The 23,222-nt window shown below is 32.3% G+C and carries 18 protein-coding genes and 9 tRNA genes; 1 reads left to right on the top strand and 26 read right to left on the bottom strand.

What is annotated here, in order from left to right:
• Positions 1-52: 52 nt before the first annotated feature.
• The 16 genes from BUE10_RS23640 to BUE10_RS10335 form a co-directional block, all read right to left on the bottom strand.
• Complete coding sequence (locus BUE10_RS23640) at positions 53-1,840, bottom strand: hypothetical protein (RefSeq protein WP_083598028.1); 1,788 nt, start codon at positions 1,838-1,840, stop codon at positions 53-55.
• Positions 1,830-4,367 carry a ribosomal protein L7/L12 gene (locus tag BUE10_RS10405; RefSeq protein ID WP_073484831.1) on the bottom strand — a complete coding sequence of 846 codons (2,538 nt, stop codon included), beginning with the start codon at positions 4,365-4,367 and terminating at the stop codon, positions 1,830-1,832. The genes BUE10_RS23640 and BUE10_RS10405 overlap by 11 nt, the downstream gene beginning before the upstream one ends.
• A 7-nt stretch (positions 4,368-4,374) precedes the next feature.
• Entirely contained in the window at positions 4,375-5,073 is a 699-nt protein-coding gene (locus BUE10_RS10400) for a hypothetical protein (RefSeq protein WP_073484829.1), read from the bottom strand.
• A gap of 1 nt (position 5,074) precedes the next feature.
• Complete coding sequence (locus BUE10_RS10395) at positions 5,075-6,205, bottom strand: AAA family ATPase (protein ID WP_073484828.1); 1,131 nt, start codon at positions 6,203-6,205, stop codon at positions 5,075-5,077.
• Between the two features lie 34 nt (positions 6,206-6,239).
• Complete coding sequence (locus tag BUE10_RS10390; RefSeq protein ID WP_073484826.1) at positions 6,240-6,866, bottom strand: hypothetical protein; 627 nt, start codon at positions 6,864-6,866, stop codon at positions 6,240-6,242.
• Between the two features lie 258 nt (positions 6,867-7,124).
• The gene (locus BUE10_RS10385; protein ID WP_073484824.1) at positions 7,125-7,670 is read right to left on the bottom strand and encodes a 3'-5' exonuclease; all 546 of its coding nucleotides are present in this window, start codon (positions 7,668-7,670) and stop codon (positions 7,125-7,127) included.
• Positions 7,671-7,691: 21 nt separating this feature from the next.
• Positions 7,692-8,258, bottom strand: a complete 567-nt coding sequence (locus BUE10_RS10380; protein ID WP_073484822.1) for a metallophosphoesterase family protein — start codon at positions 8,256-8,258, stop codon at positions 7,692-7,694.
• A 54-nt stretch (positions 8,259-8,312) separates the two neighbouring features.
• Positions 8,313-9,410: a slipin family protein gene (locus BUE10_RS10375; RefSeq protein WP_073484820.1), complete on the bottom strand. Its 1,098-nt coding sequence runs from the start codon at positions 9,408-9,410 to the stop codon at positions 8,313-8,315.
• 771 nt (positions 9,411-10,181) lie between these two features.
• The gene (locus tag BUE10_RS10370; RefSeq protein WP_143055958.1) at positions 10,182-10,571 is read right to left on the bottom strand and encodes a hypothetical protein; all 390 of its coding nucleotides are present in this window, start codon (positions 10,569-10,571) and stop codon (positions 10,182-10,184) included.
• 68 nt (positions 10,572-10,639) lie between these two features.
• The gene (locus BUE10_RS10365; RefSeq protein ID WP_073484817.1) at positions 10,640-11,425 is read right to left on the bottom strand and encodes an ATP-grasp domain-containing protein; all 786 of its coding nucleotides are present in this window, start codon (positions 11,423-11,425) and stop codon (positions 10,640-10,642) included.
• Between the two features lie 230 nt (positions 11,426-11,655).
• Positions 11,656-12,225 carry an RNA ligase 1 family protein gene (locus tag BUE10_RS10360; protein WP_073484815.1) on the bottom strand — a complete coding sequence of 190 codons (570 nt, stop codon included), beginning with the start codon at positions 12,223-12,225 and terminating at the stop codon, positions 11,656-11,658.
• A 99-nt stretch (positions 12,226-12,324) separates the two neighbouring features.
• Positions 12,325-12,398: transfer RNA gene (locus BUE10_RS10355), tRNA-Leu, on the bottom strand.
• Between the two features lie 5 nt (positions 12,399-12,403).
• A tRNA-Pro gene (locus BUE10_RS10350) sits at positions 12,404-12,475 on the bottom strand.
• Between the two features lie 5 nt (positions 12,476-12,480).
• A tRNA-His gene (locus BUE10_RS10345) sits at positions 12,481-12,551 on the bottom strand.
• A 213-nt stretch (positions 12,552-12,764) separates the two neighbouring features.
• Positions 12,765-12,837, bottom strand: a tRNA-Asp gene (locus tag BUE10_RS24015).
• 20 nt (positions 12,838-12,857) lie between these two features.
• Positions 12,858-12,931, bottom strand: a tRNA-Arg gene (locus BUE10_RS10335).
• 938 nt (positions 12,932-13,869) lie between these two features.
• On the opposite strand from BUE10_RS10335, the gene BUE10_RS10325 reads away from it, so the two are divergent.
• Positions 13,870-14,271 carry a helix-turn-helix transcriptional regulator gene (locus tag BUE10_RS10325; RefSeq protein ID WP_073484810.1) on the top strand — a complete coding sequence of 134 codons (402 nt, stop codon included), beginning with the start codon at positions 13,870-13,872 and terminating at the stop codon, positions 14,269-14,271.
• Positions 14,272-14,406: 135 nt separating this feature from the next.
• Here the strand turns inward: BUE10_RS10325 and BUE10_RS10320 are convergent, their stop codons facing one another.
• From BUE10_RS10320 to BUE10_RS10280, 10 genes are all read right to left on the bottom strand, one after another.
• A complete protein-coding gene (locus BUE10_RS10320) occupies positions 14,407-17,025 on the bottom strand; it encodes a tetratricopeptide repeat protein (protein ID WP_073484808.1) in 2,619 nt (872 codons plus the stop codon).
• A complete protein-coding gene (locus BUE10_RS10315) occupies positions 17,018-18,202 on the bottom strand; it encodes an AAA family ATPase (protein WP_143055957.1) in 1,185 nt (394 codons plus the stop codon). Before BUE10_RS10315 ends, BUE10_RS10320 begins: the two co-directional genes overlap by 8 nt.
• A gap of 492 nt (positions 18,203-18,694) precedes the next feature.
• Positions 18,695-18,768, bottom strand: a tRNA-Ser gene (locus tag BUE10_RS10310).
• Positions 18,769-18,820: 52 nt separating this feature from the next.
• The gene (locus BUE10_RS10305; protein WP_143055956.1) at positions 18,821-19,963 is read right to left on the bottom strand and encodes a hypothetical protein; all 1,143 of its coding nucleotides are present in this window, start codon (positions 19,961-19,963) and stop codon (positions 18,821-18,823) included.
• Positions 19,964-20,126: 163 nt separating this feature from the next.
• Positions 20,127-20,199: transfer RNA gene (locus BUE10_RS10300), tRNA-Ala, on the bottom strand.
• Between the two features lie 65 nt (positions 20,200-20,264).
• Positions 20,265-20,338 (bottom strand) — tRNA-Trp (locus BUE10_RS24010).
• Positions 20,339-20,340: 2 nt separating this feature from the next.
• Positions 20,341-20,412 (bottom strand) — tRNA-OTHER (locus BUE10_RS10295).
• A gap of 4 nt (positions 20,413-20,416) precedes the next feature.
• A complete protein-coding gene (locus BUE10_RS10290; protein WP_073484803.1) occupies positions 20,417-21,787 on the bottom strand; it encodes an SDR family NAD(P)-dependent oxidoreductase in 1,371 nt (456 codons plus the stop codon).
• A gap of 1 nt (position 21,788) precedes the next feature.
• On the bottom strand, positions 21,789-22,481 hold the full coding sequence (locus tag BUE10_RS10285) for a hypothetical protein (RefSeq protein WP_073484801.1): 693 nt from the start codon (positions 22,479-22,481) through the stop codon (positions 21,789-21,791).
• A gap of 2 nt (positions 22,482-22,483) precedes the next feature.
• Positions 22,484-23,200 carry a DUF434 domain-containing protein gene (locus tag BUE10_RS10280; RefSeq protein WP_073484799.1) on the bottom strand — a complete coding sequence of 239 codons (717 nt, stop codon included), beginning with the start codon at positions 23,198-23,200 and terminating at the stop codon, positions 22,484-22,486.
• Between the last annotated feature and the right edge of the window lie 22 nt (positions 23,201-23,222).

Below are 23,222 nucleotides of genomic sequence, written 5' to 3'. Positions count from 1 at the left end.
AAGAAAAAGGCTGTCTTAATAAGACAGCCTTTTTTAATTGTACTATAAAATTCTATTTCTTTTTAAGCTTATACTTCATTACATCTTTAATCATTGATTTGTTCTTTGGATTAAAAGAAATTAATTCTGAAGCAATTTCTGGTTTTGTACTAATTTTATCGGCTACAATTTCGTAGGCAATATTTTTAGTGAGTTCCTCTAAATCCTGATGCTTTTTAAACTCCTGTTTCATGACCTGTAAAAACAATTCAGAATTCTCATTTGTTACCTCAGCATTATAAATTGATGTGATTGCTCCGGATAATTTCTTTGTCGGTTTGATATTTGCAAAATAGTTATTCAAACAATTGGCTGCATCTTTTTTATTTTTCCAGCCTGTTAAAAGTACTTCTTGTGCTTCGTCTATATTCTTGATTTTATCCTTGTAAATAAACGATGCTTTTACGTATTGTCCATTTCCCTTATATTCCTCTATTACTCTGCCATAGTATTTATCAGCTTCTGGTTTGTCTTTTAAAATCGTGTACAAATCGCCAACTTTTTCATGTTGGTTAAGTTCTCTGTACAATTCGATTGCCTGTTTATAAACATGCCCTTTTTCATAACACTCAGCAGCTTTTGGCTTATTATTTAAATACTTTAAATGAATTGCTGCCGCTTCGCTATACAATTCTCCTTTTTCAAGAACTTCTGCTGCTTTATAACGATTTTTAAGCAGCTTCATATAAATATGTGCCGCTTTAGTATAGTCTTTCCTGTCTTCAAATTCCTGGGCTAGTTTTTCATAACGGCTTTGTATACTGGCAAACCTTTCAGAATCAATTAAAGCTGAACTTCCTGATCCTGATGATCTTTGCGGTTGTGAATAACTCACAGATGAACGGGAAGAACTACTATTGATAAGTGCCAGTGCAATAATTAAACCTATTGCGAACACAATAACCACCAAAATAAGAGATGAATCGCCACTAATATTAGTACGGCTAAAATCACATCTTTTCAAATTAAACAAAATCACCAGTACAAAAATTATCTTGAAAGCAACCACAAAAGGCTGGCTGTCAGATCCAGATCTATTCAAAGTATTTGTTTGTCTTCCTGCAAAAGAACCTCCGCCATAGTTATTTTCTCCAAAAGAAAACCTTCCGTCATTACCGCCTCTTGCGGTTCCTAAAGTATCTAGTGGAATAGCCATTTTTAAAGCCAATTCTGGATTTTTATCAAAAAACTCCAAAAACTTATCCATTTCTTTTTGATTACCATTCATCAATTCCTGCAAATCAAAAGGCAATTCTTTTATGGCATCTTCTTCTGAAAATGGATTTTCAATTGCTTCTAAAATTTTCTCCGTATCTGCTTCATAACGCATTGACGAAATAAACTGCGGAATATGAATCGTTTTTGAAGGTTCTATTATATCAATATTTCTTAAAGCCGGAGCTTCGAGTAAATTGATCCATGAAACCTCTTCTTTTAATTCAACCAAACCAATTTCAGGATGCATGAAATGATAGTTCTCTAAAAACAGATTGTGCCACTCCTCTTTTGTTAACTGAGGAGTCACAATCGTATTTTCTGGAATAAACAATTTGTTTTCTATCAATTGACAGAAATTATTTTTTCCAACAGTATATATTTTAGTCGAACGCTGATCTAAAACCAATAAGCATCCGAATAATTCGTTTGCATTAACTCCGGGAACTGGAAAAGCTTTAACCGAATGGAGCGCTAATCCGATATTCTGGATTTCCTGAAGCCAAACCTTTGGCAATGCACTTTTTATAAAAATCCCTCCTTTCGGAAACGTATTTTTAGAATTTATTCTAAGTTTAAGTTCCATGCTGTTTTACATTTTGTATAAATGGCTCCAAATATTTTTCGAGAAATTCTTTCTCTTTTATACTTTCCAGAACAGAATCTGAAATAAAATAATCGTTTCCGGAATACTCACTTTCTGTCGCCATAATGGTTCTTCCGTTTATTATGAAAGGAATATAAAATGTGGGTATTGCTTCTTTACTACTTTCAAATATTAGAATCCCGTCCTTATTAGTTACTTTACTGCCATCTTTAGACTCAAAAGACAAGGTTTGCATATAACAAACTGCTCCGTTACTTTCGATTGTTTTCTTCAATTCTTCTGCCTCTTTTTTTGTTACATCATTTAAAATAACACCAAATTCTGCATCTACTATAGCTTTACTCTCAGCCAAAGATTTACCTGTCTGCAGTTTCATCGTTTTAACAAGATCTAAAACTGATGTACCTTTGTTTTTCAAAATAAGATTTACTTTTTCATCAAATCGTATCGCATTTTGTCTGACTATACTCGAATAGTAAGTTCTTTTAGAAAACTCAAAATGTGTTAGGTTAAATCCGTTAATTTCGATACTATCCTCTACAATAGATAAACCTTTTAGTCTTTTTATAGTGCTGTATTTAAATCTACTTTGCATAAAATTACTTATGAAAGAATTAAGTTTTTCTGAATAATCATCGAAAGCACTTTTTACCAAACTACTTGTAGAATGCTGCATTTTAAAATCGGTTCCAATGTTCCAATATGATGTATAATCACTTAAATAAAATTGCCTGTTGAATACAAATGCCTTGATTTTTTTTTCTTCGTCTTCATTATAAGATACTGTTTCAGTTCTTAATTCCTGTGTTTCCAGATTTATTATACCTGCATTTTGGACTAAGTCATTGTTGTAATAACAAAACAAAAGTTTTTGTCCCTTATTATTTCTTCTTATGGCAAACTCTCCGTTTTCAAAAGGAAGATTTGAAGCAATCTTTTTGAATCCTTTATCAAACGTATTACTGACAAACAAGAATAAACTTCCATTCAAATAGATATAAAAATCCTCTTCATAATGAAAAATATTTTGATAACCTCTTTCTACCGGGTACAAAATCGGAAACTCATTTAATTCTCCATCTCTTACTCTGCGAGGCAAATTCTGCTTTTCTTTTTGCCATAATTCATCTAAAGGCATTATAATATGCTGGAGCATTTTTCTGCCTTTATTTTGGTTTTTATATACTTTGATGCCTTCCATCTCCATCTCAAAAACATACTTTATATCCGTAAAATAATTACTTATGATGTTTTGCATTCGAGCTAGTTTCAAACTGTCTTGTGAAGAAAAAAGAAACACTTCCTGATTTTTACTGCTGATTTTATTTTGCAGAAAAAATGATTCAAGTCCGTCTGAACAATCCAGTTTACCACTAAGTCTACCCAGCGCATTAATTACGTCATGAATGTTTTCTAAAGATACTTCCTTAAAATCCTGATCAAAAATAAAAACTCTGCACGCGATATCAGTCTTCGGGTGCCTTGCAATCGCAATTGCCGAAGCAAACGACAAAATCTTAGGATTTCCCCAGTTTTTTAGCGAGCTGTCGATTAACAAAATGCGTTCAAACTTATCTGACTGCGGCGGTACTTCTCTTTGAATATAAAGGGCTTCATTGTTTGCAATTCTGGACATAAAAATGTCATCGTCATAAGCAAATTCAGAAATTACCAGTTTATCAAAATCACCTTTGTTTGTCAAATCCGAAACTCCGCCCAAAGGCTGTTCACTCGGATGATTATGGTGCAGCGGAATATTTAATCCTGACCACAATCGTTTGATAAGGCTTCCTACTTCAAATGTCCTGTTATCTTCAATAAGCTGATCTACAAAACTCGCAGTATCAGATGGATTTTTCTCTTCTAAAATTTCCTCTTTCAGCTTATCATTCAAATTTTCATGCGGAAGATTTTCCATAGCATACAAAATCGACTGAACCGTTGGAAACCTTGTTTTTAATAAAGCCAGCGTTCTAAAATCTTTTATGAAATTAGCTTCATTAAAAGGATCTTTTACACTTGCTCTAACCAAATGATGTCTGTGTTCTTTGTATTCATCCAGAATCTTTTTTGCTTTTTCAGCTGAAATCCTGTTATGACATCCATCAAAAATGGTCTGAAACATTTTCAGCCTGTTTTCACCACTTTTATATTCTAATGGCAGAGCCGAAAGCTGTCTCAAAAAACCAATACTCGCGCCTAATCGAAACGAATGTTCTACCGGAAAAGATTTGGTTATTTCTCTGCTTTTTGCCCAATTATGAATCCTGTCAATAGCTTCTTGGCTATCATGATTGGTAGCCGTAATGGCTAATAAAAGGGTTCCGAATGGCGGAAAATTATTTTCTGAAAGAAATTCTAAAATTTCAAAGACAAATTTCTCATAACCGATAGTCTGTCCATTCGGAATTGTGATGGTTTCAAATACACTGTCCGAAGAAAATATTTGATTATCCCATTCCCAAAAATAGTCTGTGAACGATTGAAAATATCTTTGAAATTCCATTTTTATTTTATGAAAAAGTTAAGCGAAATGAACTAATTGATAGTTCTTTAATATTGTTTTTTGGAATTATAGAATAACTGTTATCCTTATTCCACAGTATTAGATTTTCCTGAAAAGGATTTAATTTTTCCTGCAAAGTCTTTGTTAAAACATGCCATTCAAAATCATATCCCGAAGGCATTAAAAAACCTTCTTTAAACCAAAACGTATTACCTTTTAAAGGCAGTAACGGAGTTCCGATAATTAATGCTTTATTATCAATAACAATCCATCGCAATGGTTCAAGTCGAAATTTTGGTGCAAATTCTATATAGGATTTCAATTCCTCATAATCTACCAGCAAAGCATAAGCTTCTTTGACTTCTTCTGAACGTTTTAAAGTTATTTGAAACGTATCGCTGATACCAAAAAAGTTGTGATTGAACTTTGGCTGCGAAACTGGCAAAGCACGCAAAATTGGCGTCCACAACAATCCCGAAGGCAGTTTTTTAGAAGGAAGTTGTTTCCTTTTCTCAAACAGCAAATTTTTCTTTAGCTCGTATATTTTGATATACGGAATCTGCAGGATCTCGGCTGAATTTATCTGTTCAGCCGAAAAATCCTTAATCCAGATTGTATTTGTTTCAAAAGCGATTTTGAGGTTTTCCCAATGTCGTACTGCACCTAAAAAATCTTTATGTTCTTTATTAATTTCTAGAAAATACATTTTAAATAGTTTGTAGAATTTTCTGCCACAAAGATTCTATATGTTCCTGTATATATTTTTTCTGTTCTGAATCCTTAATCCAGTCACAGCGGGTTTGAATGTATCTCAGTTTATCCTTTATTACATTTTGTTCTTCAAAAGAAAGCGAATCATCCTGCCATTTTTCGGTTAGATAATTTACTTCTTTCATCACACTTTCGGCATCTGGTGTTTTATTGTACAAAGCCTGTGGATGTGCTTCTGTCGAATTATCTTTTTCGATAATTTTATTAATAATCCCTTCCAGAATTTCAATCTGCTCTTCGTTGTCCCAGATATATTTTAAAACCCAGAAATCAGATACTATTGACTCTTTTCTGCCACACATTAAGGCACTTGCCGCAATAAGGTTTTGAAGTTTAACCGCACGTCGGTCAGACACTTTAATTCCCGTATTTCGAAGACTGTGAATAATATCTACATATTCGTTTCGGGTTGCAGTTAAATCTACCTGGCGGCAGAGCTTTTGCAGTTCCTGAACTTCGGCTGCAGAAATTGTCGGCACTTCCTCAGCAGCAGATCCTTCCAGTTTCCATCCCGCCAGCAATACCTGATGCAGCAGGTTTGGTTCTACATAATCACATTTTATACGAATTAGGAAACGGTCAAGCAAAGCATTTAGCGATTCATCTTCGGGCATAAGGTTACTTGCACCAACAAACATTAATGCCGGCAATTTTTTAGTTTCCTTTCCGCGGCGAAAGATTTTCTCGTTAAGTGCCATCAGCAAACTATTCAAAATAGCCGAGTTGGCGTTAAAAATTTCATCAAGAAATACCATTGAAGCTTCTGGCATCATTCCGTCAGTATTGGTGATCAATTCTCCTTCTTTCAGTTTTCGAATATCAAAAGGTCCAAAAATCTCATTTGGTTCCGTAAATCGGGTTAACAGATATTCGAAATTTTTATCCCCTTCAATTCCTTTAGACAATGATCTCACGATAGCACTTTTTGCCGTTCCCGGAGGCCCCAGCAAAAAGGCATTTTCTCTTGCCAGTAATCCAATCCCAAGAAGGTCGATAATTTCATCTTTACCAACAAAAGTTTCTTTAATATGTTTTAAAACGGCATTTAATTTAGCTGTAGCATTCATTAGTTTACTTCTATTTTTTATTCGTTTACTTGTTTTAAAGTTGTGACCAGAATAGTTTTTGGTAATCGCCAAATCCTATTTCTAATTGCTTTTTTATAAAATCAGGCTGTGCCCATTTTATGGATTTTCTTTGAACAATCCTGTCAATATAAAGCTGCAGCAAACAATCATTTGCTTCGATTATCTCAAAACTTACATTTTCAATATCTAATTCAGAACCAATGGCTGAATAATGAAATTGGGTTAAATGTTTTTCTAAAATTTCAATAATTAAATCTTCTGGATCTAATCTTTTTATTTCGCCAACAATCTGTGGTAAAAACCGAAGACAAAGATCAGCCGAAATAATTGCCGAAGCATCTTGTATTCCTGCATAATCTGGCAAAAGTATATTAAGGTCATCTCTTTTATGTTCCCTGTGCAATAACAATTGTGCGGCAAGATATACCGTTTTGGCAGCCCATAAAGCAGCTTCTGCATTAAAATCGGGTGCTGTTCCGGGGTATTCTAAAATTTCCTTTTCGTATTCTGTTTCAAGAAACAAAACGGCTTCTGTTTCTTCTGCTTCAGAAATCGTTATAAGTTTATCATACAAAATAACCTGTTCGATGGTTCTGAGATGATAAATAGTATCTAAAAAAGGTGTTTTTGTTTTATCCATATTTTTAAATTATGCCATTTGCATCAAATTATTATTTTATCGAAACCCAGTATTGGCATACTCTATACCGACAAATATATTATTAAATACGAGCGTTTGTCAAAATATTATTCTCACTTTTGCAATTGTTTTGAACACAAATAATATGTGCACTTATTGTGTTAAAATAAAAAGAGAAACCACAGCTGCAAAAACACCTGCAGTTTCCTTCTGCAGCTATCAACTATCCTTTTATAACTGCGATTAACAAATTAAATTCTAATTTTTAAGGCACCAATGCAAAATCTTAGCGATGTTTTTGGCATCGTCAATTCCGCGGTGATGTGTTCCTTCTAGTGGAATATTCAGCATATGTAAAGCACCATTCATTCCGGTTGACCTTTGCAGACCAAACTTTTCGGCAAAATGTTCTTTTACATTAATATGCTCATCTCCCATTGGGTATGAAATACCAAACGATTTACATTGTTTTTTAAGCATATTCAGGTCGTATTGACCGTAACTTGCCCACGTATATAAATCGGGATTATATTCGTCGATTAGCTCATTAATGGCATCTTCAAAACTTACTCCGTTTTTATCCAGTAAATCCTGAGTTATAGTCGTTAATTCGGTACAAAACGGACTCACGTGCGAACGCTGCGGTTTTATTAAAATACCTTTGTTCTTAGTAATTTGTCCAGTTTTAGAATCTAAAACGGCTAACCCGATTTCGATAATTTCGTTTTGCTGGCCCTGCGGGACCGCGCCCTGCCAACATGTGGCTTCTAAATCAATGATGATAATTTTATCTGTAGTTTTCATTTTTTCTAATTTTTAAATATTTTATAATTCTCTATCTCCAAAAGGAGCTTTCCAGTCTTTCTTCATAATGAGTGCTTTTACTTCATCATAAGAAAGTGGTTTATAATTGTGGCAGTCTACGCCAACATCAAAAGAACGTGATGTTTCATCGTCAAACAAATGACCGTGCGAGTGGCCGTACAAGTGCCATGTTCCTCTAAATGAACTTCTCCACACTTTCATGGCGTAGTGAAACAAGATTATTTTCTGTCTTCCGTTTGGCGCATCTGCATCTTCAACGCTTAACTCGTAGTAATCTTTAATCCACTCAAATCGCTTTTTATAACTCAAAGCCGATTTATCGTGATTGCCTTGTACCAGAAAAATTGAACCGTTTAACTGGTCTAAAATTTCTTTTGTTCGTTCTGGTCTTGCCAGAGAAATATCACCTAAGTGATAAACAATATCTCTCGGACTCACCTTTTCATTCCATCGTTTAATGAGTTCCGAATCCATTTCTTCTACTGAAGCAAACGGACGCTCGCTAAACTTAATTATGTTTGTATGACCAAAATGATGGTCTGACGTAAAAAATATTTTTTGATTCATTTTAAATTTTATTTTTAAACTAAAACCACCAGCGTTTCCGTTGATGGTTTTCCATTATTTCACGAAGATTTCCTTCAATTGACCAATTACGTTTCCACTTCCTGAAATTGTGATTTCTCCAATTTTATCGGCGATTTTTTCAACGTATTCCATCTCTTTCAATTTCCACAACATTTCGTTTTCTTCCATCAGCTTTGCTGTGTTCAATAAACTTCTTGTTGAAGCGGTTTCTTCTCTTCTCATAATACTGTTGGCCTGTGCTTTTTTCTCGGCAACCAAAACCTGATTCATGATCTCTTTCATATCTCCAGGCAAGATTACGTCACGAATTCCTGCATCAGAAATCGTTAAACCTAAATCTTCTATTTTAGTGGTTACTTCTGCTAAAATAGCTTCGGCAATGGTATCTTTTTTAGCCAATAATTCGTCTAAAGTTAATCCGCCTACAAAAGCTCTTAAAGCCAGCTGCATGGCAACATACAATTGTTTTTCAAAATCTTTGTTGTCAACTAAAGCTTTCATGATATTCACAACTTGGTATCTCACAAAAAAGTTGATTCTTAATCCTGCTTTATCTTTAGTCAATAATTCCTGCCCTGAAATTTCTACTTGCTGCTGTCTCATATCGATTGTTTTAACTTCGATTGTAATAGAGTTGTTCCAAAAGTAATGCGTTCCAGATTTTAATTCTTTAACGAAAGTTCCGTTCACAAACAACAAAGCTTTGTCGTTACTTGCTACAATAAATTTTCTAACAAAGTATTTCAATTGATTATGTTCCAATAAGTTTACCGGAATGTTTTCTGTAATTTCAATTTTAGAAAGATCTGCTTTTTTGAATTCGTTTTTTACAATTCCTTTCCAGAAAGGATGTCTTCCCGGAGTCAGCGTTCCTTTAAAGTTTCCGTTTACGAAATGTAAAACAATCTCGTTATCGGCAACCTCAACAACTTCAAGCATTGAAGCCAAAACTTCATTCTGCAATAAAATGTTCAATTCAAAAGGAGCGTGAAAAATGGCATTCATATCGTAAATCAATACGCTTTTGTTTCCAAAAGTCCAGTGTAAACCTTCTTCTAATACCTTAATTAATTTTCTGTTTTCGAAAAGCAAACCTACTTGGTACGCTTCGATTTTAATTCTTTTTATCATGTTGTTTTTTGTTTCAAGTTTTTCTTGTTTCAGGTTTCAGGTTATGAAACACGTGAAAATCTTTGTTTATTTTTTTGCCACAGATTTGTCAGATTAGAATGATTCTCTTTATTCTATTCTCTTTATTCTATTCTCTTTATTCTATTCTCTTTATTCTATTCTCTTTATTCTATTCTCTTTATTCTATTCTCTCTTTCTAAATAAAAAAACCTCTTTGTCTTTCTCCTCCGAAAAAAACGGATGAAGAGTTTGTAATTTGTTTACCCGAATTGTTTTCGATTGTATTTTGCAGCGACGATCCCCAAATCATCTTAACAATCATATCGAGAAGAAAACAAGTATTTCAAAAAACATTGCTTTTCGCACTGGCTTTATCATGAGTGTGAAATTTTAGTCCCGAAACCTCGGGAGAAAATCCTAATTTCACTGACAAAGACAAATCAGCTTTTTTTCTGGTCATCTTTTTAAGAGTGATGGTCTCTGGAAAAACAGATTTTCAGTCTGTAGTTGACTTACCGCTCGTCCAACTACCCCATCGGGAGTAGTGCAGGATTCGAACCTGCGTAAACTTCTATTGCTCTAACCAGACTGAGCTATCGCATTGCTGCGAATGGGAGTCGAACCCATGACCCATAGATCGATGAATAGTTTTTTGGAAAACCACCCGAAAACCTCCAAACCAAGCTGCATAGAAAAACATAATTCGCTTTCGCGGAAAGTTCCCTACAATGGTGCTATACAGAAACACGCAACTGGGCTTGTTTGATATTTTTAAAATTTCATTATTCTAAGATTATAATCATCTATAACTTCTTTTATAATAATATTGTTTAAATCGAAATTTATATAATGCGGTGTCCAGCAATCTGAAACTTCTGTTGCTACTTCATGACCATTTTTACAAGTCTTATTCATTCCATCCGTTCCAGAACTTCCACAACATCCTGTAAATCTTCTCAAATCTTTATGATTTCTTAATTCATAATCCTCAATAGCAACAATAACTTCTTTAACATTATTCTCGTTTTCATAAATTGAAAATTTACCTGAATTAATTGCTCTAGTTCCATCTTCAAATCTTAAATGTTTTGATTCTGTTTCAACTAAATTTTGAGTTAGCTGTTCTTTACATTTTTTACAATAAATTCTAATCGTTTTCATAACCATTATTTTTCTTGAACAAATATTCAAATTACACTGCGCAGTAATTTTGCGCAGTGTAAAAATTTTTAGTTAATCCATTCTATTACAGTCGATAAATAGACTTGTCTAACCTCTTCAAATCGGGTTATATTGGGAATATGATTGACTTCTAATAAATATTTAGAACCGTCTTTTGCAACGATGTAATCATTTCCTATCATATCCATCTGCAAAACATTCTTGATATAAAGCGTGTCTTCTAACAAATCCTGATCGACAGGCATAAAATTGGCATTATCAGGATGGATTGATTTTAACCAATCGTCACCTTCTAGTTTTATCTGCCAATAGGTATCGCCAATCATCATAATACGAACGGCATCACCTTCAAAATAAGGTTCAATGGTTGCTGTAAATTCGCTTTCCCATTCTCCGGTAAAACGATGTTTGTTTTCACCACAATGCCAGTTTCCCCATTTTGCAATGGTATCTCCAGTTGTGTTGACAGAAGTGCCTGCACTTATAAATCCGCGTGGGGCACTGAATCTTGAAAGAGACAAACCTTTTACCAGACAAGGAATTTTAAAACGGCAGTCCAGCATTGCTGAAGCCTTTGGATAACAATCGCCATTCCAGATCGCAAGACCTGAAATAAAATCAAAATCATTGTCGTAAATTCCGTAATAGACGACTTTATCTACAGGTAACATTCCAACTCCATTCGATTTTTCCATATACAAAACCTCATCCTTAACCACGATTTTAGGTATAGACTGATGCCAGATAATATGTCCTGAATACTGGGCTTTTATAATGTCATATTCTTCCTGTTCAATTCCAACAAGGGCTATTCGGTTGTATTTTTGTTTCATCGTTTTTAATTTTAAATGTTACTTGTTTTACCTGTTGAACGTAATTATTTTAACACATAGTGACATAGTTTTTCTGCCTTAAAAAAGGCGTTTCACTTGTTAAAAACACAGAGTTAGCTATGTGAGAGAAATATATTTCTCTTTTGTATCCTTTACTCTTATTTTAAATCTATGTCTCTATGTGTTGAATATTTTTTACAAATTACATTCAACAGGTTTGTTTTTACTTTTTAAACGGCTTCTAGTTTTAGGCGTTTGATTCCGAAATCTGTTTTTCTTAATTTGCACATTCTTCCATCTGAAATGTGGTGGAAAACAATTCCTTCAATATCATTTTCTGATAAGGTTTTTTCTAAATCATCGAAATCAAGACTTACAAAATCAAGAATTTCAGAACCGTGTTTTACCAAAGTATGTTTCTCAAAATTTTCAGGGTTACCTTGAACTTTTGGCCCGCATAACTCGTATGTTCCGTCTGTTTTATCTTCTAAACGGTCGAATGCTTCGAAGAAATGTTTGTCTTCAGATTTTGAACGATCACATTTTAACCAATGCGGGTGATGTCCTGAAATTAAATCTGCTTCCTGACACGGAATCGCATTCGCCGGAATCGTACGTCCTTTTTTGGCGTCGAATCTTTTGTATAATTCTCCGTTGATAATTGCCGAAGATGTACCGTCAAATTTTCTGGTTGCGATTGCTTCTCCGTTTATTACCCATGCATTTTCTGCATTGATTTTATTTACTACTCTTGCTAAGTTATTTGGGTCTTTAGCAAACAATGTGCTTATCTTTTTCATTCTTTAATGTTTAAATTAAACTTCAAATTTTTCTGCCGCCAAGGCACTAAGACACTAAGTTTGTTTTCTGTTTGCGTCTTTGTGCCTTTGTGGCTATAGTACAGGAAGAGAGACTCGAACTCTCAAAAAACTGATTCTAAGTCAGCCGCGTCTACCAATTGCGCCATTCCTGCATATGTCTGGGAAGCAGGATTCGAACCTGCGACCTCCCGCGTCCAAGGCGGGTAAACAACCACCGTTATCTTCCCAGTTTTGGGTGTTTTCGGGAATCGAACCCTGTTCTTCGGATTCACAGCCCGAGGTTTTACCTAATAAACTAAAAACACCATTTTATGTTCTGCCACGAAGACACTAAGACACAAAGGTTATTTTTCTTAGCGACTTTGCGCCTTTGCGAGAAAATTGCTCGCCAGCTCTTTTTACAATACTTTGTCAATCTCTCGCAAAGTCGCAGAGTCGCAAAGTTTTTACTTAAGTAATCTGCTCAATCTGCGTGAAACAAAAAACTTTGCGCCTTTGTGCCTTCGTGGCAAAACTCGCGGCCCATACGGGAGTCGAACCCGTTTCTCCCGAGAGACAGTCGGGAAGGTTAGCCAGTAACCCCAATGAGCCAGTTCCTTCTAGAGAACGAGTGATTTTGTAAGGATTCGAACCTTCGACCATCTGCTTAGAAGACAGACGCTCTATCCAGCTGAGCTACAAAATCATTAATTTTTGGGCATAAAAAAAGCACCCGGTTAAAGGTGCTTTATAAATTCAATATGATATAACTATCCTATTGCCTGTATTGATGCACCTGTGTTGTTAAACGTCCAAGATCGAATCTCGGGTCTAGCAGTTGTGTGTTATATATGTTGTTATGTAAAGCCATTTTATATGTTGTATTATATTTTGAAATTGTTGTTGATATTTGAATTTCTGTTTTCAGATTTTCTTCGGCAAAGATAAAGTCGAAAAAATCAATTATCCAAATCATTTTTAAAATTATTTTACTGATTACCAAATAGTTATACTTAAGATTAAAACATAGAAATCCTTGTCCGCATACTGGTGCAGATTCCTTTTTGTATCAAATGACTGTCTCTCATCAGATTACTTTTCAAGATTATATTTCAATATTTAGATTATGCATTAAACATTTGGTCAATTATTTTTTTAATTATTTTTAGTTATGGTTTATTTTTTATCATTTTTCTTGTCATTCTCGCCAACTTTTTGTCACACTCAGCGAAGTCGAAGTGCTTTTTAAACGAAATCGAAATGCTTAAAAACAAAAAAAGCGTCCCGAAATAAGGACGCTTTTATATTTTATGTTGAGTTGAACTCTAAAATTTACATTTCAATTTCATAAAAATACATGATACATCCTGATATTTTAGCCGGAAGATTTCCTGCTAAGTGATCAAAATATTGTCTTACTGAAAGTATCATCTGTATTTTTGTTTTTTTTATTACGGGTGCAAATGTAGAAGTTTTTTTCTATTTATATAATTCTCTTGTTAATTTTAAAAATGTTTTTTTAACTAAAGTAAGAAAAAGAGTATTTTTACTTTTTCAAAAAACAACACGAATTGTATTTTATCAAATCGATCTTGTATTTTACGGACAGTTATTTTTGTCAAAAATTTTAAATATCTTTGAATTATGAGTACAGAAACCAGACCCAGAAATATTGGCCGAAATATCAGCCGAATAAGAGAGCTTCGCGGAATGAAACAAGGAGCACTTGCGGATGCCATTGGCACAAGCCAGCAGACTATTTCAAGCATTGAAACCAGCGAAACTGTTGAATTCGAAAAATTGGTACAAATTGCAAAAGCACTTGGCGTGACGGTAGAAGCTATTGAAAATTTTACAGAAGAATCTGTTTTTAATTTCTTTAATAACTTTTACGATAATAGTGCTAATAATGGTGCTCAGGGAAATACAACTAATAATCATTGTAACTTCAATCCTCTTGATAAAGTTGTGGAACTTTATGAACGTTTGGTTCAGGCTGAAAAAGATAAAGTTGAATATTTAGAAAAATTGATGAAGGGGAAATAAAGGATTTCTTTTTCTTTTATATAGAATTTTAAAAGCGCAAACTTTTTAAAAGGGTTTGCGCTTTTTTTTATTGAAACTTGCCTGTTTAAGTTATGATCTTATAGGGTAAGATTCTTTTTAAAATCTAAAATTATTTTATTTATAATCATATAAATATTCTTTTTCATGAATACGCAATATTACATCATCAATTGTTTCTTTTAATTCTGGTGGAATTCTTAATGAGAGATTTTCCTCTTGATTATTATTTAGCAACAAAACTACATAATAAAATACAATATATTTTTCTTGCAAAATTTTACCAAAATCTTGATTTTGGAATAATTGAAAAACTATCTTTTTTTGTTGTTGAACTAATAAATCAAATAAAAAATCTTCCAAATCATTTCCTTTTTTTTCCGATACAATTGAATTTATCCTCTCTTCAATATTGCTAAAAATACCATTCCAAATTTCGACAATCAATTGGGTTTCTAAAGAAATAGTACTTTTTTTACTTTCTACACATTCTTCAATTAGCTTTAGAGATTCCTCTTTTTTAACATTTAATTCATAATATAAATATGCTAAATTGTTCAAAGAATTTACTTTCTTTTTCTCTATTGCTAATAGGTAATACTTTTCTGCTTTTTCGTATCTTTCCTGCTTGTGATACAATATTGCTAAATTTTCTAATGACTCGAAATATTGTTTTTTAATCGATAATAAATAATATTTTTCTGCTTTATCAAAATCTCCAATCTTTTCATACATCAAAGCTAAATCATCAAGTGCTACATCTATTCCATTTTTAGAAGCCAATAGATAATAAAATTTTGCATCCTCATATTTCCCTTGAGTTCTATATAAAATAGCCAAATTAAACATTGAATTTATATCATTATTTTTTATCCCAAGTAAATAATTTTCTTCCGCTTCATCATATTTTTTTTGATAAAAATATAAAAGCCCTAAATTATTATATGCCTCTACAACACCATTTTCAATTGCTAACAAATAAAAATTTTCTGCTTTTTTATTTTCATTTTGGTTTACGTATAGATTTCCTAAATTATACATAGCCATATTTATTCCCTTTTCACAAGCTTTTAGATAAAATTTTTCAGCATCTTCTATTCTATTCAAATCCGAATACAATAATGATAAATTAAAAAATGCATTCGTATGATCCTTATTAATACTTTTTAAATAAAATTTCTCTGCATTTATTGGATTGTCCAGCTTTTCATAAACATATCCTAGTAAATTAAACTTAACCCCATCTTCCTCATTTTCAATACCGTTAATTAAATCTAAAGCTTTTGAATACTTTCCAGCTTCTAAAAATTCCATAATATTATCATATATTTTATTGAATTTTTCTGGTAATTCAATCAAAAAACTGTTATTACCTGTATCTCTAATTCTCTCTGTAAGCTCTATAATACTGTCTCTTTCTAAAGTAGAAATATATCTACTTTGACATAAACCTTTTGAAAAAATCAATGCTTTATCCCAAGTTATGTCCTTATTTTTTAAATTCTGAATATGGATTCCTGCTATTTTTTTTAAATCTTTAGCATCATACCAATTTTCCAAAAAAATACTTAACCATTTTGCTTTTCTTTTTTGTTCAGGATTTCCTTGGGTTATAATCAACCACATATTAAAAAATCGTTCTGAAATTCTATATAAATGATTTTTTTTACTCGTTTCAATCCTATCAACAACTCCTTTCTCTACTAAGGTTTTTAAATTAGCTGAAATTAATTTACTTTCCATTTTCACCTTTTCGACTAATTTTTTTGTTGTACAAGCTTCCCAAACAAATGCCAATTCCAATACAGTTTTTCGCAATTGTGGCGGTAAACTATTTAATCGTTCCTGATAAAGAGGTGTAACGTTATCCATTATTTTTTTTAAATAATCATAACTATTTAAATCCGTATTTTGCAAAACCATTTGAATAAAAAATTGTAAAGTACGCGGTAAACCATCGGTAAGAATTCTTATATTTTCAATTTTTCCAATATTACTTTCTAAGTAAATTTTTAATTCCGGAATATCTAAAGAAGAACTCCAATGATTAAGTAACTTTAATATTTCTTCTTTACTTAATGTCTCTAATCTATGTCTCCTAAAAAACTCATAAAAAGGCATATCATATCTCCAGAAATGTTCATCCATTCTAGTGCTTCCAGCAATAATTTGAATATCATTATAGTTTATTAATGTCTCTCTTAATAAATTACCATCATCAATAAAATTCTCAACTATTCTATCAAAATTGTCTAGTATTAAGACAATTCTTTTCTTATACTTCTTACATATATCATGAATTAATCTATACAAATAATTAGTATAATCATCATTAGAATTAAATTCAGAAAATTCAGTTAATACAAGATCAATATTTAATTGATATTTTATCTCTTCGAGAACTTGTTCCCATAAGTCAAATAAACGATAGACACCTGCTTGCTCTTCAGCTAAATTAATTGGAATATATTTTTTATTTAGTTTAGCATTTTCACAGATTTCAATTTCTATTCGTTTTAACAACGTTGATTTACCACTTCCCCGTCTACCTAAAATAAGTTCATGTTGTAAAGGATCACTTATCTTTTTAGAAAGTAATGATTTTGCTATAATCTCAAATTCCATTTCTCTAATAATAAAATTATTTTTGACGGATTTAAAATCACTATTAGCGGATTGATAAAGATTCAATTGATCAATAAACCAATTTCCTGCTTTAAAATTTTCATTATTCATGATTAATGGGGTTTTTTCTTTTCCAAAATTCTTTTAAAAATGGTGATATAAAACTATAACTTTTCTTATTTTCTACAATATATCCATCTTTTTCTAACTCATCGATAATATCCATAAAATCATCTTTTTTATTATATGTTATAGCAAAGTCATGGATTTTTTGAATTGGAATTTTGTTCTTATGAGCTATGTGTGTTAGAATTTTATTGGCATAAGTATAATCTTCAGCTGGTAAATAATCTGATAGTCTTTTTTTCCAATCTTCGAAGTGATCATTATTTTTTATTGATACATTAAAAGCATCATCAATATCACTCTCGGTTATGTCAATCTTATTATTTTTTCTTGCTTTCTTATCAACTTCGTCAAAAATTATATTTAAAAAATATGGAATAAAATATTGGATTTTAGCTAATAAATATTTTTTTAAGTCTTGATTATATTGAACTGTAGCATCTTTAGTCGCCCAATCAATATATTGATTAGCTTCGTCATAATCTAAAGCATGGCAGGAAACTTTTTTTAGATCATTTAAATCAGTACTTCTGCCTTCTATAGTATTTACCACATAATGAATACCTATTGAACCTGCTAGTACAAATTTTAATTTACTAAATCTTTCTTCTTGCCTCCAAGATCTAAGGTTTTTCAATATACCTATTGCTTCTTCTTTTTTACTGTTTTTATTAAGATTATGTAATACTTCTGGCAATTCATCAATTAAAAGTACCACCGTTTCACCTTCTTTCTGTATATCTGAAATAACAACATTAATTTCTTCTAAATAATCAATTTCTTTACTGTCAATCTTGAAAGAACCTGTCAAATCAACTTCACTAATTGATTTATTTGCTATATATTTTTTAAAATAATTTTTAAGCTTGCTACTTTTACTTAAACAACTCAATATTAACCCATAGATAGTCTTATAAAATTCCTTTTCTGATTTTAAGCTTTGTACATTTTTAAAAATAACTCTATAATTTTCTTTAGGATATTTTTCTAAATGCTTCATTACTGAAGTTTTGCCAACTCTACGTGGAGCAGCCATTAAAACAAATGAGCCTTTGTCTAGTTCCGCCCAGATATCATTTACAATTTCTTCTCTTTTATAATAATAATCACCTGTTGCTACAGGACCTAAAACAATTTTAGGCGATTTCCAGTACATACTCATAGATTGATATTTTTTTTAAAAACTTTTGACAACAAAATTACTGTTAAAATAATTTGACAACAAATATACTGCTAAAAACAAATAACAGCAAATTTACTGTCAAATATTTTCTTTACCCAATAATAAAAAAACTATTCCCATTTCTAATAGTTTAGCAACAATCTTAATTCCTGAAATTCCTTTAAACTGTACAATCGTTTCTGCAACAAAAGACAGAAAAGCAGGTTCGCAGCAACGTCATAGTATTTCCTTAAAAGACTGTTCGGAGTGTTTTTTGGAAGCATAAACGGTACATTTGTTTCGATCATCATTCTGTCAAACCAGATGTATTGAATGATTTCATTTGAAATTTGATAGATGTACGGGACTCGAACCTGCAGCCTCCCCCCCTGCAAAACAGACATTCTTCCAGTTGAGCTAACATCTATATCTGAATATTTTTTTTGATTTCGTCATAAGATTCTAAGAAGAAAACCTTTTTTATTTTAAATTAAAGGTGTGCAAGGACTCGAACCCGCATCCTCCTGTTTAGCAAACAGACGCTCTTCCAGTTGAGCTAACACCTTTGTATGAATGCCGAGAAGTTTTTTTAAGCTTTAAACCTTTGCCCTAAAAAAATCAATCATCTATCTCTTCTTCTTTTGGAGCGGTTTTATTACGTGTTGCTATTTCCCAATTTTCTTTTTGATAAGGATTATCAATTTTGTCGAGCTGAACTAAGAAACGAAGTATATTTTTCTTTGGATCATTATTTTGTATTAAAACCCTAAAACCATATCCTTCTACAGATTCGATAAATTTGTCGGTTATTGGATTTTCCTGATAGTATTTGATCATAACATTAATTTCTTCAACAAACTGAGTATTGGCTGCTAAAAAGGTTAAGAGTTTTAAAGCCGTATTTTTTCTAAATTGAATATCTTTTAACTTATTTCTATCGACTTTGTATTCGGTATCAAAAGTTAGTGATAAGTTATCGCAGCCTCCTAAATCAGCTAAAATAAGCGTATCATTCTTTTTATATACTTCTCCAATGGTTTCGCAGTAATTATGCCAATCGATGTCGCGAACACGTTTAGTAACTTCGGGTATATCATCAAAAATTGTTTTAGATTCTAACTTTGCCAGCTTACAATCAGATAAATAGGATTCTTCGTATAGGTTTCCGTTTTTATAAACAAACGACAAAGAAGCTGTTTTTAAATTGTCGTTTGAATAAGTCCTGAAATTTTGCGTGATCTTGACTTTAAATTTATCTCCGGCAAATTCTGCTTCATCAATTATATTATAAGAAAATGGAGCATAGCCTAAAATGGTATGCTTTTCTTTATAATTAATGGCATCTTTCATGATGTAATAAACGTAGCATTGGTTTGTATTTGCGTTTCCGCCCAACATTCCGGTTGAATCTACATTTAGTACATAATCTATAATTCCGTCGTTGTTAAAATCCTGTTCTTTTATAATATCATACGAAACAGAATAAGGATCACCATCATTTGAAAAATGTACATCGTAAGGTGCTTTTTCTGTTTGCAGATTATCATATTTATCTTTTCCAATATCTTCTAACATGACTTGTTTCAGAAAATTACTTTGCGTTTCATTCAGGATTCTGCCTTCTATTTCCTCAGGTTCAACTGCTGCAACTTCTTTTTTATGACTTGTTTTAAGCTTTTTGGGTTTCTTTTCTTCTTTACAAGAAAACATTATTAGTAATACTGCCGAAAATAGAATTAATCTGCTTTTTTGAATGTTCATTGTTTTAAACTTTTCTGATATTTATTTTATTCCTGATTGTTCCAAATGTAATTAAACATCGAAGTTTTGAACCAAGTAATTACACGTGTTTTTTGTCTGCGTTTTTAAAATGCCACGAAGTCACAAAGCCACGAAGTTTTTTTAAGCTTTGAGACTAAAAAAGTAAGGTGTACGGGATTCGAACCCGCAGCTTCTTGCTTGCATGACAAGCGTTCTTCCAGTTGAACTAACACCTCTTTGTATAAATGCCAAGAAAAAAGCTTTGAACCTTTGTATCTCTGTAACTTTGAAGCTCAAAAAGAAAGGTGTGCCTGGACTCGAACCTGCATCCTTTCCCCGTGGTGGGGAATACTCTTCCAATTGAGCTAACACCTTAGTGGGACATTTGGGACTCGAACCCAAAACTTCTACGGTGGTTGTAATTGTTTTTCCAATTAAACTACTATCCCATTTTTACCATTGCGAAACTTTGTAGTTTTTCAACAAGACCCCAAATATACTTTTTCCTTCTATTCCCTGAACTATGGGATCTAAAATTCTGCTGGCTCCATCTACAGAATCTAACGGCGGAATATAACCCTCTTCAAATTGTTTTTTCCGTAAACTTTCCTTTGCTCCGGTCGAAATCCAGCCAACATCAACACTATTCATAAAAATAGAATCATCGGCAAATTCTTTGGCAGAAGTCAGCGTCATCATATTCAGCGCCGCCTTTGTCATATTGGTATGCGGATGAAAAACTGTTTTGTTTGTATAACTAAAAATCCCTTCAGATGAAGTTACGTTTATTATAAAGCGTTCCTGAAAAGCAGAGTTGAGAAATAAAGGTTTTAATTCTTTTATTAAAAAATACGGCGCAATTTGGTTGATTAAATTTACCTCAACCAATTCATACATACTGATTTCTTCTAAAGTCGAATTCCAGCTTGTTTTTTCGCGATTATCTACAGGCTGTCCAAAACGTGTTAGCTTGAGTTCTGTTTTTTCATCAGAACCATATTCTAAAGCTTTTACTTCCTTAACAACATTGGTTTGATTGGCAATAAGGTTTCCGTTTGATTTAAAGTTTAACAGCAGTTTATTTTCTTTGCTAATTAAAGGCACATAATATTCATCTGGATATTTTATGGTTTGCGCAGCATTGTTGATCAAAATATCTACGCTTTGAAATTTAGATTTATAAAACGAAACAAAATCGTTTATGGCGTTTAAATTTCTAAGATCTAAGCCATATACAATTAGGTTTTCTTTCCAAAGTTCAAAATCATTTTCCTGACGAAACTGTTCCAGAGCGAGTGCCGGAAAACGTGTTGTAAGCACAACATTGGCATTATTACGCAATAATTTTAAGGCTGTTGCAAATCCTACTTTTACCCTGCCGCCTGTTAAAATAACGTTTCTTCCTTTTAAATCTATTTTTTGAAAACGCTTTTCATAATTTTCTGTCGCACATTCCGGGCAAAGGCGTGTGTAAAAACTATGGGCAAATTTGTACGATTGATTACAGCAATAACAGTTTTTAGGAATTTTTAATGCTGTAAACTGCTGCTCATCTGGATTTTCTTTTTCGGCAAATAATGTTTCTCCGCTTAATGCTTTTGATGCTAATTCGGCATTTAAACTTGTGTTGAGATCTTCTTTTCTTTTAGAAGTATAACTGGCACTGCGCAAGTTCTTTTTTGCATTTTTATGAATCTTAGTAATCAGTCCTGAAAACAAATCATTATCAGGATTATCAAGCGGAACTTCTTTTAATGTCTTCAGAACCTTGATGCAAGCTTCCCATTCTTGATCACTAAAAGCATATTTTTTATTTTCTTCCATTTTATTCTTCTAAAAAATCTTCTAAAAATCCTATGAATTTTTTCCCATCGGCAGACCAGCGCATTCCTTGTCCGTTACTCAATCTGATTTCGTATACCAAATCGTGTTTGTAATGATAAAATATATTCCACCATGTTTTGTATCCAATCATATGATGCAATAATTTTTCTACCATAAGCCGTTTTTGATTACGGTTTCCTTTTATTTCTCCCAAAACACTTTCGCTGTCATTTTTTCTGCCCACATGTTTTTCCCAGGCTCTTTCAACAACAGAAATTTCATTATTAAAAGGTGCAAAACAACTTTCGAATAGATTTATTTTTGAAGGAGGAATTCCGGTTTCGTCACATTTGCTGGCCGAAGTTAATCTTTGTCCCAAAATAAGCAAAATAATATCAAAAGGTGTTTCTTGTAAAGCTTTGATAAGACTTGAATTTATTTCATTTGAATTACTTTCGAAATCCTCCAAAACTTTTTTAAAGTAAACCATTTTATCTTGTATCGAAATTATAATTTCCTCTTTAAAAAAAGGTTTTCTTGAAACTTCTGCATTTTGATTATGGAAGAAAATAAGGTTGACCGCAAAGAGATACAGATTTTCGTCGATTAAAAACAAAGCATATTTTGTTTTCCATGCTTTATTGAGATAAGGAATTACTTCTTTTAATTTATTAAATAATGGAATGGGATTCATATTTATTCACTGTAAATAATAGTTTCGTGGACATTTAGATCCTCTAAAATATGTTTTATCAAATTAAAATTAGCCGAGCAATTATCTAAAATCCAGGCATCAGAAGTTATGGCGATTAAATTTCTTTCGGCAATTATTTTATCTGGGTTATTTACCAATTCTACTGTCCAGTTATAGTTGTTTATTGAAGCTATTTCTTCAATTATTTGTTTTAGTTTACCACTATTTGAAACTGGTTTATCAAATAACCAATAGGCTTTTTTAATTTGTTGTTTTACAAAGAAATCGGCAATAATTTCAATTGCCTGCGAAGTCTGTTTTACTTTTTTGTAAGTTCCGTAAACACTTGATAAATCTCTAATAAAACCATCTAATCCTTTAAAAACATATGCATTTGACAAAATACTTTCCAGCAGAATCAATGCATTAAATCCATCGATGATAATTTCTTTTCCTGCAAGATTTTGAATTTCAATTTCTTTAGATTTCCGATCTTCAATTTGGTTTTGAGAAGCACTCATACCCCGAACAACCTGCTGCTGACGAGAATTAAGACGATACCGATTTCCTACCAAAGCTAATGTCGCTTTTTCGCCATAACCTCGGCTAAGAAAATAACGCATATCTGCAACGGCTTCTTTTAATTTTAACTGGATTTTTAAAGTCCCGAATAAAACATCATCGCTGGCTTCTTTCCCTCTATTTTTTAGATTTGTCATTTTACTAAATTATAAAACATAT

Source organism: Flavobacterium sp. CF108 (assembly GCF_900129795.1).
In the GTDB taxonomy this organism is placed as follows: Bacteria; Bacteroidota; Bacteroidia; order Flavobacteriales; family Flavobacteriaceae; genus Flavobacterium.
The sequence above is the reverse complement of the archived record's forward strand: the minus strand, read 5'-3'. Positions and strand labels throughout refer to the sequence as shown.

What these genes read in the sequence shown, in the direction of transcription:
- BUE10_RS23640 (WP_083598028.1), bottom strand. Translation starts at nt 1,840, where the DNA reads ATGGAACTTAAACTTAGAATAAATTCTAAAAATACGTTTCCGAAAGGA.
- BUE10_RS10405 (WP_073484831.1), bottom strand. Translation starts at nt 4,367, where the DNA reads ATGGAATTTCAAAGATATTTTCAATCGTTCACAGACTATTTTTGGGAA.
- BUE10_RS10400 (WP_073484829.1), bottom strand. Translation starts at nt 5,073, where the DNA reads ATGTATTTTCTAGAAATTAATAAAGAACATAAAGATTTTTTAGGTGCA.
- BUE10_RS10395 (WP_073484828.1), bottom strand. Translation starts at nt 6,205, where the DNA reads ATGAATGCTACAGCTAAATTAAATGCCGTTTTAAAACATATTAAAGAA.
- BUE10_RS10390 (WP_073484826.1), bottom strand. Translation starts at nt 6,866, where the DNA reads ATGGATAAAACAAAAACACCTTTTTTAGATACTATTTATCATCTCAGA.
- BUE10_RS10385 (WP_073484824.1), bottom strand. Translation starts at nt 7,670, where the DNA reads ATGAAAACTACAGATAAAATTATCATCATTGATTTAGAAGCCACATGT.
- BUE10_RS10380 (WP_073484822.1), bottom strand. Translation starts at nt 8,258, where the DNA reads ATGAATCAAAAAATATTTTTTACGTCAGACCATCATTTTGGTCATACA.
- BUE10_RS10375 (WP_073484820.1), bottom strand. Translation starts at nt 9,410, where the DNA reads ATGATAAAAAGAATTAAAATCGAAGCGTACCAAGTAGGTTTGCTTTTC.
- BUE10_RS10370 (WP_143055958.1), bottom strand. Translation starts at nt 10,571, where the DNA reads ATGAAAACGATTAGAATTTATTGTAAAAAATGTAAAGAACAGCTAACT.
- BUE10_RS10365 (WP_073484817.1), bottom strand. Translation starts at nt 11,425, where the DNA reads ATGAAACAAAAATACAACCGAATAGCCCTTGTTGGAATTGAACAGGAA.
- BUE10_RS10360 (WP_073484815.1), bottom strand. Translation starts at nt 12,225, where the DNA reads ATGAAAAAGATAAGCACATTGTTTGCTAAAGACCCAAATAACTTAGCA.
- BUE10_RS10325 (WP_073484810.1), top strand. Translation starts at nt 13,870, where the DNA reads ATGAGTACAGAAACCAGACCCAGAAATATTGGCCGAAATATCAGCCGA.
- BUE10_RS10320 (WP_073484808.1), bottom strand. Translation starts at nt 17,025, where the DNA reads ATGAATAATGAAAATTTTAAAGCAGGAAATTGGTTTATTGATCAATTG.
- BUE10_RS10315 (WP_143055957.1), bottom strand. Translation starts at nt 18,202, where the DNA reads ATGAGTATGTACTGGAAATCGCCTAAAATTGTTTTAGGTCCTGTAGCA.
- BUE10_RS10305 (WP_143055956.1), bottom strand. Translation starts at nt 19,963, where the DNA reads ATGAACATTCAAAAAAGCAGATTAATTCTATTTTCGGCAGTATTACTA.
- BUE10_RS10290 (WP_073484803.1), bottom strand. Translation starts at nt 21,787, where the DNA reads ATGGAAGAAAATAAAAAATATGCTTTTAGTGATCAAGAATGGGAAGCT.
- BUE10_RS10285 (WP_073484801.1), bottom strand. Translation starts at nt 22,481, where the DNA reads ATGAATCCCATTCCATTATTTAATAAATTAAAAGAAGTAATTCCTTAT.
- BUE10_RS10280 (WP_073484799.1), bottom strand. Translation starts at nt 23,200, where the DNA reads ATGACAAATCTAAAAAATAGAGGGAAAGAAGCCAGCGATGATGTTTTA.